This is a genomic window from Duganella sacchari (assembly GCF_900143065.1).
Lineage (GTDB): Bacteria > Pseudomonadota > Gammaproteobacteria > Burkholderiales > Burkholderiaceae_D > Rugamonas > Rugamonas sacchari.
In genome coordinates this window covers 21,616-35,222 of sequence record NZ_FRCX01000017.1, presented here as the reverse complement: position 1 = coordinate 35,222, position 13,607 = coordinate 21,616, and the positions used below count along the sequence as shown (strand labels likewise).

The window sequence follows — 13,607 nt, the reverse complement described above, 5'->3', positions numbered from 1 at the left end:
GCAAATATCAAATCTAACCAAATCCCACAATTGGGAAATAATTACCGCAAGGAAATTCTTGGCAGCACGTTTTGGGCGTTCGCCGTGGTGGCGGCGGCCACCTGCTCCACTGTCATGCCGCGTAGTTCGGCCAGCACGGCGCCGATGCGCGGAATCTGGTCCGGACTGTTGCGGCCCGGATGTACCCAGGACGGCGCAATGTCCGGCGCATCGGTTTCCAGCACGATGGACTCCAGCGGCAAGTCCGCCGCCAGCCGGCGGATCTGCAAGGCGCGCGTGAAGGTCATGGCGCCGCCGAAGCCCAGCTTGAAACCGAGGTCGATATAGCCTTGCGCCTGCTGCGCGCTGCCATTGAAGGCGTGCGCGATGCCGCCATTCGGCCGAATCTGCCGCACATGCTTGAGCACCACGTCCTGCGAACGGCGCACATGGGTCAGCACCGGCAGGTTGAAGTCACGGGCAATCTTCAGCTGCTCGCGGAAGAAGAAGACCTGCTTGTCGCGCATGGCCGGCTCGGTCAGCATGGGAATGAAGAAGTCGAGGCCGATCTCGCCCAGCGCCACAAAACGCGGATCGTCCATGGCGGCGGCGACCTGCTCGCGCAACACGCGCAGGTCATCTTCCTTCGCATGCGGTACGTAGATGGGATGGATGCCCAGCGCATAACAGGCATTGTCCACGCTGGCCGCCAGCTGCGCCATGATGGCGAAGTTGGCCACTTCCACCGCCGGCAGCACGATCATGTCCACGCCCTGCGCCTTGGCCAGCGCGGCCAGGGCCACGGATTCGTTGCCGAATTCGTACGCGTCCAGATGGCAGTGGGTGTCTATCCACATGGCTTACGCCTCGTCTGGCTGCAATCCCTGCTCGGTCATGCGCAGCACGCGGTCGCAGCGGCGTGCCAGTTCGATGTCGTGGGTGACAATGACAAACGCGGTGCCCAGGGTGCGCGACAGTTCCAGCATCAGGTCAAAAATCTGCTGCGCGGTGGCGTGGTCCAGGTTACCGGTCGGTTCATCGGCCAGCACGCAGGCCGGCTGGGTGACGAGCGCGCGCGCCAGGGCTACGCGCTGACGTTCGCCGCCGGACAGCTCGCCCGGCACGTGCGATACGCGCTTGCCCAGATTGACGCGCTTCAGGATTTCCTGCGCCGCCGACGTAGCGACGTCACGCTTGACGCGGCGGATCATGAGCGGCATGGCGACGTTGTCCTGCGCGCTGAATTCCGGCAGCAGGTGATGGAACTGGTAGACAAAGCCCAGCGACGAATTGCGCAGGTCACCGCGCGCCGATTCACTGAGGCTGGCGAAGTCCTTGCCTTGCAGGGTCACGCTGCCGGCGGTCGGCGTATCGAGGCCGCCCAGCAGATGCAGCAGCGTCGATTTGCCGGAGCCGGAAGCGCCGACAATCGCCACCCGCTCGCCACGGCGCACGTCGATATCGATACCGGCCAGCACCTTGACCGAGTAGCTGCCCTGGGTGAAGGTCTTACCGAGGTTGCGGCAGGACAGAACGACAGGTTCCTGGTTACTCATAGCGCAGCGCCTCCGCAGGTTTCACACGGGCGGCCCACCAGCTTGGGTACAAGGTCGCGACAAAAGCCAGCACCACGGCCACGCCGCCGATCTTGAAGACGTCCGGCCAACGCAAATCCGAAGGCACGGTGCTGATGTAGTAAATATCCTTGGACAAGAACTGCACTCCCAATAAATGTTCAATAAACGGTACGATCACATCGATGTTCAGCGCCACCAGCACGCCCAGGCTGACGCCGATCACGGTGCCCAGTATGCCCACCAGCGCGCCCTGGATCATGAAGATCTTCATGACCGAACGCGGCGAGGCGCCCAGCGTGCGCAGGATGGCGATGTCGGCCTGCTTGTCGGTCACGGTCATCACCAGCGTGGACACCAGGTTGAATGCGGCCACCGCGATAATCAGCGTCAGGATAATGAACATCATGCGCTTTTCGGTCTGCACGGCGGCGAACCAGTTGGCATTGAGCTTGGACCAGTCGCGCACAAACAGCTCGCCCGGCATCGAGTGCTTGAGATCCTCGGCCACCTGCGGCGCGCGGTGCATGTCCTGCAAGCGCAGACGCAGGCCGGCCGGCGCGTCAATGCGCAGCAGTTTCTCGGCGTCGGTCAGGTGCACGAACGCGAGTGCCGAATCGAACTCGTTGTGGCCAGCTTCAAAGATGCCGACCACGGTAAATGAGCGCAAACGCGGCAGCACGCCAGCGGGCGTCGGCTGGCCTTGTGCCAGCGCCAGCGTCACTTTCTCGCCGAGGTTGACGCGCAGCGCGCGCGCCAGCTCGATGCCCAGCACGATATTGTAAGCGCCCGGCTGCAACGCGTTAAAGCTGCCGCGCCTGGTCTGCCTGGCGACATCGGAGACTTTCGGTTCTTCTTCCGGAAGCACGCCGCGGATCACGGCGGGACGCAGCACGTCGTCGCGCACCAGCATGCCCTGGGTTTCTGCGAAAGGCGCGGTGCCGATCACTTCTGGATTCTTGCGCGCTTCGGCGGCTTCCGCCTGCCAGTTCGGCATGGAACCGCGGCCATCGAAAATCTCGACGTGGGCCAGCACCGACAGCATGCGGTCCGTGACTTCCTTCTGGAAGCCATTCATCACCGACAGCACCACGATCAGCGCCGCCACGCCCAGGCCAATGCCGGCCATGGAGATCAGCGAGATAAACGATATAAAACTATTCCGCCCGCTGCGCTTGCCAGCACGCGTATAACGCAGGCCAACCAGCCATTCGAACGGCAAATTCTTGACTATGCTCATGGGCTCCCGAGGGGATCAATCTGAATAGCCCGCAGTGTGCCATACAAAAGGGATTTCATGGGTGAAACACCGAACCTTGGCCCATAAAAAAGCCGCGCCGGGCAGCGTGCAGCTGCCAGGGCGCGGCGTTCAGGCCTTAAGAACTGCTTAAACGGCGAATTTCTCGCTCTTGTCGGATTTGCGGCGGCCCATGAAGCCGATCAGGCCCAGGCCGACGGCCATCATGGCCCAGGTATCGGCTTCCGGTACGGCCGACACGCTCAGCAGGTTTTGCGAATGGGCGCTATCCGCCACACCGGTGAAGGTGCTGTAATTGTACATATTGGTCAGCGTGTGGGTCGATGCCGCCGTCAGCATTTGCTGCGCGGTCGCCACGTAGGCGCCGCTGTTGCCGGTCAGGCCGGTCGAGAACTTCTGCGTCGTGCCGTGGTACATATCGCCATCATCTTCAATCAGGTCCCACAGCGCCAGCTGGAAGCCCAGCAGCTTTTTCTTCTGCTCGATGGCGGTGCCATCCAGCAGCGTGCCGTACGAGGTTTCAAACAGCGCTTTGACCTTGTTGCCGGTCGAGCCGGACCACAGCGTCGACAGGTTCACTTTATCGTGTTCGGTGTAGACCGTGCCGTTGCCCTGCGCGACTTTGGCTTCCACGCAAAACGCCAGGATCTGCGCGCCCAGTGCGGTACCGGTCAGGTCGTAGGCGGATACGCCCTGGGAGGCGGTGCCGCTCAGCAGCGTGCCGTGGGTGTCGGTCACCAGGCCTACCGTGTGCGGAGCGTAACCGATGGCGGCGTGGCTGGCGCCCGAGAAGGCCAGGGCTGCTGCGATGGCGGCGGTTTTCAGTGCGAATTTGATTTTCATAATGTGCTTTCTATTTTCTGTTTTCTATTGGTCGGTCTTGGTCTGGCGAATTAAGCGTGTACTGCCGGGCACTGGCCCACCAGCTGCACGGCCTGGCTGGTTTCCTGCATCAGGTCGGCGATGGTTGGCGTGATCACGCCAGCCGCTGCCGCATCTTCCCTGGCGACGTTGAAATACACGTCGGTCATGTCTGCGGTTTTGCCGTTGCTCAGCGTGACGCTGCTGCGCTCCAGATGCAGGTTGTTGTTCTCGTCCACGAACGGCAATTCGGTGTAGCTCACTTTGAGGCTGGCGATGCCCGCATCCTTCAGGCTCATCAGCTCACCCGCATCGGTCTTGCCGTTGCTGTTGGCGTCCTGCCAGATCAGCAGGCTGGCGAAGTCGGTATCGCGGGCGTCCACCACGCCATCGTGGTTGCTGTCGTAGCTGGCCAGCTTGGCGAAGCCCGAACCCTTGCTGACGCCGCCGAACAGTTCGCTGATGTCGTCGATCTGGCCGTTGCCATTCTTGTCGATGGCCAGGAAGCCATCGCCCTTGGACAGCCAGCCCGACTGGATCGGCTTGCCATTGCCCAGCAGGTCGAAGCTGCCGGTCATGTCCTGGCGCGCGATGGTGTGGATGCCGTCGCCGTTCAGGTCGATCGCGATTGGCGTGATGGTGGCATCCCAGCTCATGTCGTTCTTGCCCGACGTCAGCGCGATGTTGTCGGTCTTGGTGATGTTCACCAGCGACTTGCCATCGCCCTGCACGTCCGAGTCGATCTGGTCGTTGGTGCCGATATTCTTCATGCCCCACTTCCAGTTGCTCATGTTGTAGGTCGTCTTGTCCGAAGCGAAGTACACCTTCACATCGGTCTTGTCGAACTGCAGGTAGTAGTTGCCCGGGTTCAGGTCGCTGAACTTGTAGTTGCCGTTGGCGTCGGTCTTGACGGTCGAGCCGATCTGCTTGCCGGTTGCCGTATCAAACAGCGCTACGCTGATGCCGCCGATGCCCTCTTCGCCGCTGTCCTGGATGCCGTTGTGGTTGGCGTCACGCCAGACCTTGTCGCCAATCGCCGCCTTGCGGTACAGGCCGGCATCTTCGGTGGTGATGTTCTGGCCGGTGCCCAGCGTAATCGCGCCCGTCTTGCCGCTGCTGCCCGACACGATGGTGATGTCGGAATCGTTGGCGTCCGTGCCTTGGCCGGACTTGGTGAAGTACCAGCCGCTGCCGGCCGTGACTTCCACTTTGTAGCTGCCTGCCGCCAGGTCGTCGAACAGGTACTGGCCGCCGTCGTGGGTCACGGTGGTGGCTTTCAGTGCGCCGGTGTTGGCGTCGTACAGCTTGACGGTCACGCCGTCTACGCCCTTCTCGCCACTGTCCTGGATACCGTTGTAGTTGCTGTCTTCCCACACGCGGTCGCCAATGCTGGCGGCCTTGACCAGGCCGGCGTCACGGGTTTTGTCGACCTGGCCGGAGCTCAGCGTGAACTGCGCAGTCTGGCCGGTGCTGTCGGCGTCCGAATCGACGCTGTCATTGCTGCCCTGGTCCTGCTTGGTGAAGATGTAGCCGTCCGGCGCGGTGAACTTGACCGAGTATTTGCCAGGCATCAGATCGGTGAACGAGTACACGCCGCTGGAATCCGTGGTGTCGGTCGCGATCACATCGCCTTTTTCGTTGAGCAGCGACACTTTCAGGCCTTTGGCGCCCAGTTCGTTACTTTGCTGGATGCCATCGCCATTGGTGTCGTACCAGACCTTGTCGCCGACTTCCGCTTTCTGGTACAGGCCGGCGTCCATATTGGTGACGTTCTGGCCTGCGGTCACGGTGACCGAGCCCAGGTTGCCGCTGGCGTCCGCATCGCTGTCGACGGCGCCGTTGCTGCCGACGTCCTTGGCGGTAATCAGGTAGCCGGCTGGCGCCTTGATGCCGACCGAGTAGGTGCCTGCCTCCACCGAGAACTTGTAGTTGCCGTTGCTGTCGGTGGTGGTGGTCTTGACCACGGTGCCGGTGCTGTCGCGCAGTTCCACGGTGACGCCGGACTTGCCGCTTTCGCCATCATCCTGGATGCCGTTGGCGTTCTTGTCGATCCACACGCGGTCGCCAATGGTGGCGGCGGCCAGCACGCCCGCATCGACGGTTTTGTCGACCTGGCCGGAGGTCAGCTTGATTACGTGCGAGACACCGTTGGCATCCACATCGGAATCAATGCTGTCGTTGCTGCCGACATTGGCGCTGGTGAAGGTCATGCCTTCCGGCAGCGAGCTCTTGTCGAACACCACGGTGTAGCTGCCTGGTTTCAGGTTGGTGAACTGGTAGTTGCCGTTGGCATCGGTGGTCACCGTCGCGCCGACCTGCTTGCCGTCGGCGTCGATCAGTTTGACCTTGACGCCGCAGATGCCGCATTCGCTGCTGTCCTGGAGGCCGTTCTTGTTGCTGTCCAACCAGACGCGGTCGCCGATGGTACCGTATTTGTACAGGCCCGCATCCACGGTGTTGTTGATTTCGCCTGGTTTCAGCGTCACGGCATTGCTCTGGCCAGTGCTGCTGAAGTCGCTATCGACGGTATCGTCGGTGCCGGCATCCTTACCGGTGAAGTAGTAGTCCTTCGGCGCGGTGACCGACACCGTGTACGTGCCCGGGTCGGCGGTGAAGGCGTATTTGCCGTCAGCGCCGGTGGTGGTGGTTTGCACCACTTTGCCAGTGCTGTCCTTGAGCTGCACGGTGACGCCGCCAATGCCGGCTTCGCCCGCATCCTGCACGCCATTGCCGTTCTTGTCTTCCCAGACGGTGTCGCCCAGCTTGGCCGGCAGCGCCACGATGCCCGCGTCCAGGTCGCTGTTGACGGCGCCCGAGGTCAGCGTCACTTGTGCGGTCTTGCCGGTGGTGACGTTGGCGTCCGAATCCTTGGCGTCATTGGTGCCCTGGTCGGCGGCGGTGAACACGTAGTTGGCCGGCAGCGTGGTCTTGTCGAACTGGACGCTGTAGGTGCCCGGTTTCAGGTTGGTGAAGCTGTAGTTGCCGCTGGCATCCGTGGTGGCGGTGACGCCGGTGGCATTGCCGGACGCGTCCAGCAGAATGACCTTGACGCCGGCCACGCCGGTTTCGCCGCTGTCCTGGATACCGTTCTTGTTGGTGTCATACCAGACGCGGTCGCCCAGCGTCGCGCCCTTGTAGAAGCCGGCATCGACGTTGTTGTTGGTCTGGCCGGCGCTCAAGGTGATCTGGTCGCTCTGGCCGTCGGCGTTGATGTCGCTGTCCAAGCCGTCGGCGCCTTTGTGCTGGCCGGTCGCGGTCATGCCATTTGGCGCAGTCACGGACACGGTGTACTTGCCCGGGTCAACGGTGAAGCTGTACTTGCCGTCGGCGCCGGTGGTGGTGGTCTTGACGACGTTGCCGCTGGCGTCCTTCAGGTCAACCTTGACGCCAACGATGCCGGCTTCGCCTGCATCCTGCACGCCGTTGCCGTTGGTGTCTTCCCACACGCGGTCGCCAATGGTGGCCTGCTGGATCACCAGGCCGGCGCGCAGCGTCAGGTCCTGGCCGGAGGTCAGCGTGACTTGCGCGGTCTTGCCGGTGCCGGTGTCGGCATCCGAGCCACCGCTGCCCGGGCCGCCCTGGGTGGCCGAGGTGAAGTCATAGCCCGCTGGCAGGCTGCTCTTGTCGAACTGGACGCTGTACTTGCCTGGCGCCAGGTTGGTGAACTGGTAGTGGCCGTTCGCATCGGTGGTCGCCACCGCGCCCGGCACCGCCACACCGTTGGCGTCCAGCAGGATCACTTTGACGCCCGCCGCGCCCACTTCGCCGTTGTTCAAGCGGCCATCGCGGTCGGCATCGAACCAGACCACCTGGCTCAGCGAGGCCGGACGGTAGACACCGGCATCAATGCTGTTATTGGTTTCGCCCGGCGCCAGCGAGACTTTGACTTCGCCGCTGGCGTTGACGTCGCTGTCCAGATTGGCGTTACCGCCCTTGCCCGAACCGGTGAAAGCATAGCCCGCAGGCGCCGCCACCGACACGGTGTATGTGCCTGGATCAACGGTGAAGTTGTACTGGCCGCCATCGTGGGTGACCACGGTGCTGACCACATTGCCATTCGCATCCTTGAGCGACACGGTGGCGCCATCGACACCCAGTTCGCCCGCATCCTGCACGCCGTTGCCGTTGCTGTCTTCCCACACGCGGTCGCCCACGCTGGCCTTCTGGACATAGATACCGGCATCCAGATCCTGGTTGTTGTCACCCGAATTGAGCGTAACCTGCGCGGTTTTGCCGGTGCTGGTGTTGGCATCCGAATCGGTGGCGCTGGTGCCCGCTCCCTGCGCGGTGAACACATAGCCGCCTGGCAGCGTGGCCTTGTCAAACTGCACGCTGTAAGTGCCTGGCTTGAGGTTGTTGAAGCTGTAGTTGCCGCTGGCGTCAGTGGTCGCCGTGATGCCGGTCGGGTTGCCCGAGGCGTCCAGCAGAATGACCTTGATACCCGCCACGCCACTTTCGCCGGCGTCCTGCACGCCGTTCTGGTTGGCGTCGTTCCACACGCGGTCGCCCAGCGAGGCTTGACGGTAGAGGCCGGCGTCGACGTCGGTCTTGGCCTGGCCGGATACCAGCGTGAAGCTGCCGGTGTTGCCGCTGGCGTCGATATCGCTGTCGGTCGCGCTGTTGCCGCCCTGGCCCGCGCCGGTCGCCACGTAGCCGGACGGCGCGCTCACCGATACCGAATACGTACCTGGATCAACCGTGAAGCTGTACTGGCCGCCATCGTGGGTGGTCACGGTGCTGACTACTTTGCCGGTGCTGTCCTTGAGCGCCACCTGCACGCCATCCAGGCCCTGCTCACCGGTGTCCTGCACGCCATTGCCATTGCGGTCTTCCCACACGCGGTCGCCCACGGTGGCTTGCTGGATGTAGACGCCTGCGTCCAGATCGTGATTGTTGTCGCCCGAATTCAGGGTCACCTGGCCGGTCTTGCCGGTCGTGACATTGGCGTCCGAATCGACATCGGCGCCGCCCTGGCCTTGCGCGGTGAAGACATAGTTGGCTGGCAGCGTGGCTTTGTCGAACTGCACGCTGTAGGTGCCTGGCTTCAGATTGTTGAAGCTGTAGTTGCCGCTGGCGTCAGTGGTGGCGGTGATGCCGGTCGGATTGCCGGTGGCGTCCAGCAGGATGACTTTAACACCTGCCACGCCCGCTTCGCCACTGTCCTGCACGCCGTTGTGATTGCCGTCGTACCAGACCTTGTCGCCCAGCGAGGCAGGACGGTAGAAGCCCGCATCGACGTCGCTCTTGTTCTGGTCCGGCGTCAGGGTGAAGCTGCCGGTGTTGCCGTTGGTGTCGATATCGCTGTCGGTGGCGCTATTGCCGCCCTGGCCGGCGCCGGTGGCGACGTAGCCGTTCGGCGCGGTGACCGATACCGAATAGGTGCCTGGATCCACCGTGAAGCTGTACTGGCCGCCATCATGCGTGGTAACGGTGCTGACCACTTTGCCGGTGCTGTCCTTGAGCGCCACCTGCACGCCGTCGAGGCCCTGCTCACCCGCGTCCTGCACGCCGTTGCCATTGGTGTCTTCCCACACGCGGTCGCCCACGGTGGCCTGCTTGATGACGATGCCCGCATCCAGGTGCTGGCTGCTGTCACCCGAGTTCAGCGTCACTTGCGCGGTCTTGCCGGTGCTGACATCCGCATCGGAATCCTTGGTGGCATTGCCGCCCTGGCCTTGTGCCGTGAACACATAGTTCGCTGGCAGGCTGGTCTGGTCAAACTGCACGCTGTAGGTGCCCGGTTTCAGGTTGCTGAACTGGTAATGGCCGTTGGCATCGGTGGTGGCAGTTGCGCCAGCCACCGGATTGCCGCTGGCGTCCAGCAGCGTGACTTTTACGCCGGCCACGCCAGCTTCACCCGCATCCTGCACGCCATTGCGGTTGCTGTCGTACCACACAGTGTCGCCCAACGAGACGGGACGGTACAGGCCGGCATCGGCCTTGTTATTGGTTTCACCTGGCGCCAGCGCGATCGGCGCGGTGTTGCCGGCGGCGTCGATATCGCTATCGAGCGCATCGTTGCCGCCCTGGCCTTTCTGCGTCACGCTGTAGCCGTCGGGGGTTTTCACGGTCACCGAGTAAGTGCCGGCATCCACGTCAAAGTGGTATTTTCCGGCTGCGTCCGTAGTGGTGGTGCCGACCACCTGGCCCGCACTGTTCTTGAGCTGCACGGTCACATTGGCCAGGCCGGCTTCGCCGCTGTCCTGCACGCCATTGCCGTTGCTGTCTTCCCAGACGAAATCGCCGATGTGCGCTTGCGGCACTTTGAAGGTCAGGTAGTTGGGCGTGGCGCTGGTGTCGGCCGCGCCGCAGCCGACGGTGCCGCCGTTATCGCGTACCTTGAAGCCGACATCGAAGCTGCCCGACGTGGACTGGCTCGGCTCAAACGCCAGCTTGCCCGCTGCGATGTCCGCTGCGGAAATTTCCGTACCGATGGCGACGGCAACGCCGTTCAGCGTGACCTTGCCAGCGGTTGGCAGCGAGGTGATGATGACCGACATGAACGCGTCGTGTTCGACCGCGTCCACAAAGCCGAAATCGCCCTGGGACAGCACCACCGGTGCGCCATTGTTCAGGTTGAAGGCCTTGTCGGCGCCGGTTGGCGCGTCATTGACGGGATCGACCACCACTTGCAGGCTCAGCGTGATGGAATTGGTGTTCTTGCCCTGGTCCAGCACAAATTCAAACGTCGCGAACTGGCCGTTGTAGTTCGGCGCCCAGGCGCCCGGATGAACGTAAATGGTATCCGCATCCACCTGGCCAAACAGCGGCGTGTCGCCGTCGGCAATCGTACCGTCTGGCAGCACAACCGACATCTCAGCAATTTCCAACGAGGTTTGTGCGGTGTAGCCCGCCTGTTTCAGGATATCGCGGATGTCGAAGTTACCATTAGTATCTTCGCAAATGTGAATAGTGGTAGCAAGGTTGATCGCGCTCATTCTAGGCCTTCAAAAAAAATCGTTTTTGGAGTTGTGGGCCGGCGCCGCTGTTACGGTGTTTGGGTAGGCAGGGGCTGGTGATACCAAGCATTACGGTGGTTCGAGTAATGCTGTTAATGCATGTTAGTTGTCGCAATTATAGCGAACATTTACTTACAATAATTAAGAATTTTCCTATTCGCGTGGTTTTTTGGTAATTTTAATTTCTTGAAAGAATTAATTCATCCCGTCGCGGGATGCCCTACAATCTCGGGATGAACGAAATTACCCTCGCAATCCCCTTTGCACTACCTCCACCAGAGCTGGCCAACGACCTGATACGCGCGCTCAACGCGCCGGCGCTGGCAGCGTTGCTGGCGCGCCACGGCAGCTTGCAACATCATAGTTATGACAGCGATAGCCGCGTGTTGCCGCACGAAGCCTGGCTGGCCCATGCACTGGGCCTGGCCAGCGCGCCCGGCCAGCCGGACACCGGGGCGCCGCTGGCCACCGCGGCCATGCGCGGCTGCGGACTGGCCGCCGAGGCAAGCCAGGGCTACTGGTTCATGCTGCAGCCTGCGCACGTGCAGATCTCGCGCACGCACCTGCTCCTGTCCGACCTGCGCGGCCTGCAACTGACCGAGGCAGAGTCGCTTAGCCTGTATGACATCGCCCGCCCGTATTTCGACGACATCGGCAAACCGCTGCTGCATGGCGCGCCCGGCCTGTGGTTTATGCGCGCCGATGACTGGACCACGCTGAGCACCGCCTCGCCCGACGCCACCACCACCCAGAGCATGAGCGACTGGCTGCCGGAAGGCGATCACGCGCGCGATTTCCGCCGCCTGCAAAATGAAATCCAGATGCTGTGGCACGAGCATCCGATCAATGAAGCGCGCCAGGCGCGCGGCCTGCAGCCGGTGAATTCCTGCTGGCTGTGGGGCGGCGCCGGCCCGGCCGCACCCGGCGGCCAACTGGCGATCGCCGGCGGCCCGGCCTGGATGGCGGCATTAAGCCAGCGCCAGCCAGATGCGCAACAACTGATCGCCGAACCGGGAACCGCCATGCTGGCGGAGCTGATCGCGCCGGCGCAGGTGGGCGACTGGGCCGACTGGCTGGCGCGCATGCAGCGCCTTGAGCAGGACTGGTTTGCGCCGCTGCTGGCGGCGCTGAAAGCCGGCCGCGTGGCGCGCGTGAACCTGATGCTCAGCCATCGCCATGGCTGGACGGATGTCAACAGCACCGGCATGACGCAACGTAAATTCTGGCGCAAGCCTTCCCTGTCTCACCTGTTGAAGCAATCATGACCCGCATCGCCACCCGTCCCTACCCGTTCCGCGAATCCGAAATGCTGCGCCAGAACGGCATCCATCCTGTATTGGCACGCCTGTACGCGGCACGCGGCCTGACCGACGTGAAAGAGCTGTCAAGCGAGCTGGCGGCCATGATTCCGCCTTCCGGCCTGCTGCATATCGACGCCGCTGCAGTGTTCCTGGCCGACTCGATCGCCGCCGGCAAGCGCATGGTGATCGTGGCCGACTACGACTGCGATGGCGCCACCGCCTGCGCCGTGGCGCTGCGCGGCTTGCGCGCGATGGGCGCCAACATCGATTTCATCGTGCCCAACCGCTTCGAGTATGGCTATGGCCTGACACCGGAAATCGTGGCGCTGACGGCGCGCGAAAAGCAGCCGGACATCATCATCACGGTCGATAACGGCATCGCCAGCATCGATGGCGTGGCCGAGGCCAACCGCCGCGGCATCGAGGTTGTGGTGACCGATCACCACCTGCCGGCCGATACCTTGCCCGCCGCGCGCGTGATCGTGAATCCCAACCAGCCGGAATGCGGCTTCCCGAGCAAGCACATCGCCGGCGTCGGCGTGATGTTCTACGTGCTGCTGGCCCTGCGCGCCGAGCTGCGCAAGCGCGGTGTATTCGATGCCCAGACCCAGCCCAAGCTGGACAATCTGCTGGACCTGGTGGCACTGGGCACGGTGGCCGACGTGGTGCGCCTCGATGCCAATAACCGCATCCTGGTCGCCCAAGGCCTCAAGCGCATGCGCATGGGCCGCATGCACGCGGGCGTGGCGGCCCTGTTCCGCGTGGCGGGCCGCGAGCCGCGCAACGCCAATCCGTTCGACCTGGGTTTCGCCCTGGGTCCGCGCCTGAATGCGGCCGGCCGCCTGGAAGATATGTCGCTCGGGATCGAATGCCTGATTACCGACGACGAGGGCCGCGCCTGGCAGCTGGCGCAGCAACTCAATGACATCAACCTCAAGCGCCGCGAAATCGAAGCCGACATGCAGGACACCGCCATGCTGCACCTGGACGCGTTTGAGCCGGCCGAAAGCAGCACCATCTGCGTGTTTGACGATACCTGGCATCAGGGCGTGATCGGGATTGTGGCCTCGCGCCTCAAGGAAAAGTTCTACCGCCCGACCATCACCTTCGCGCCAGGCGCGGACGGCTGGATCAAGGGCTCGGGCCGCTCGATCCCCGGCTTCCACCTGCGCGATGCGCTGGACCTGGTGTACAAAAAAGCGCCGTCGCTGATCGATAAGTTTGGCGGCCACGCGATGGCGGCCGGCCTGACCTTGCGCGCCGAGACGTTCGACGCTTTCGCCGCCGCGTTTGAAGAAGTGGGCCGTGCGTGGCTCAGCAAGCAGCAGCTGGAACGCGTCATCGAAACCGACGGCCCGCTGGAAGATGCTTACTACACCACGTCCTTCATTGAACTCATGGACGGCCAGGTGTGGGGCCAGGGCTTTGCGCCGCCGGTGTTCTGCGACGAGTTCCGGATCGTCAGCCAGCGCATTCTCAAGGAGCGCCACCTCAAGCTGCTGCTGGAGAAAAACGGCGCCCGCTACGACGCTATCTGGTTCGGCCACATCGATGCGCTGGGCGACCGCGCGCGCGTGGCCTTCCGCCTTGACGCCAACGAGTACAACGGCGTCACCAAGGTCCAGTTGCTGGTGGAGCACGCCGAGCCGGCCTGACCGCGCGCACGATTGAAGAC

The 13,607-nt window shown here is 63.0% G+C and carries 7 protein-coding genes; 2 read left to right on the top strand and 5 right to left on the bottom strand.

What is annotated here, in order from left to right:
* Positions 1-41 precede the first annotated feature (41 nt).
* From BUA36_RS27010 to BUA36_RS26990, 5 genes are all read right to left on the bottom strand, one after another.
* Positions 42-836, bottom strand: coding sequence for a TatD family hydrolase (locus tag BUA36_RS27010; protein WP_072789575.1), 795 nt, complete (start codon positions 834-836; stop codon positions 42-44).
* Between the two features lie 3 nt (positions 837-839).
* Positions 840-1,535: a lipoprotein-releasing ABC transporter ATP-binding protein LolD gene (lolD, locus tag BUA36_RS27005; protein ID WP_072789572.1), complete on the bottom strand. Its 696-nt coding sequence runs from the start codon at positions 1,533-1,535 to the stop codon at positions 840-842.
* Positions 1,528-2,793, bottom strand: coding sequence for a lipoprotein-releasing ABC transporter permease subunit (locus BUA36_RS27000; protein ID WP_072789569.1), 1,266 nt, complete (start codon positions 2,791-2,793; stop codon positions 1,528-1,530). Before BUA36_RS27000 ends, lolD begins: the two co-directional genes overlap by 8 nt.
* A 147-nt stretch (positions 2,794-2,940) precedes the next feature.
* Positions 2,941-3,654: a PEP-CTERM sorting domain-containing protein gene (locus BUA36_RS31360; protein ID WP_072789566.1), complete on the bottom strand. Its 714-nt coding sequence runs from the start codon at positions 3,652-3,654 to the stop codon at positions 2,941-2,943.
* A gap of 50 nt (positions 3,655-3,704) precedes the next feature.
* On the bottom strand, positions 3,705-10,610 hold the full coding sequence (locus tag BUA36_RS26990; protein WP_072789563.1) for an SdrD B-like domain-containing protein: 6,906 nt from the start codon (positions 10,608-10,610) through the stop codon (positions 3,705-3,707).
* Positions 10,611-10,864: 254 nt separating this feature from the next.
* On the opposite strand from BUA36_RS26990, the gene BUA36_RS26985 reads away from it, so the two are divergent.
* The gene (locus tag BUA36_RS26985; protein WP_072789725.1) at positions 10,865-11,896 is read left to right on the top strand and encodes a hypothetical protein; all 1,032 of its coding nucleotides are present in this window, start codon (positions 10,865-10,867) and stop codon (positions 11,894-11,896) included.
* Positions 11,893-13,587, top strand: coding sequence for a single-stranded-DNA-specific exonuclease RecJ (gene recJ / locus BUA36_RS26980; RefSeq protein WP_072789559.1), 1,695 nt, complete (start codon positions 11,893-11,895; stop codon positions 13,585-13,587). Before BUA36_RS26985 ends, recJ begins: the two co-directional genes overlap by 4 nt.
* The last annotated feature ends 20 nt before the right edge of the window (positions 13,588-13,607 follow it).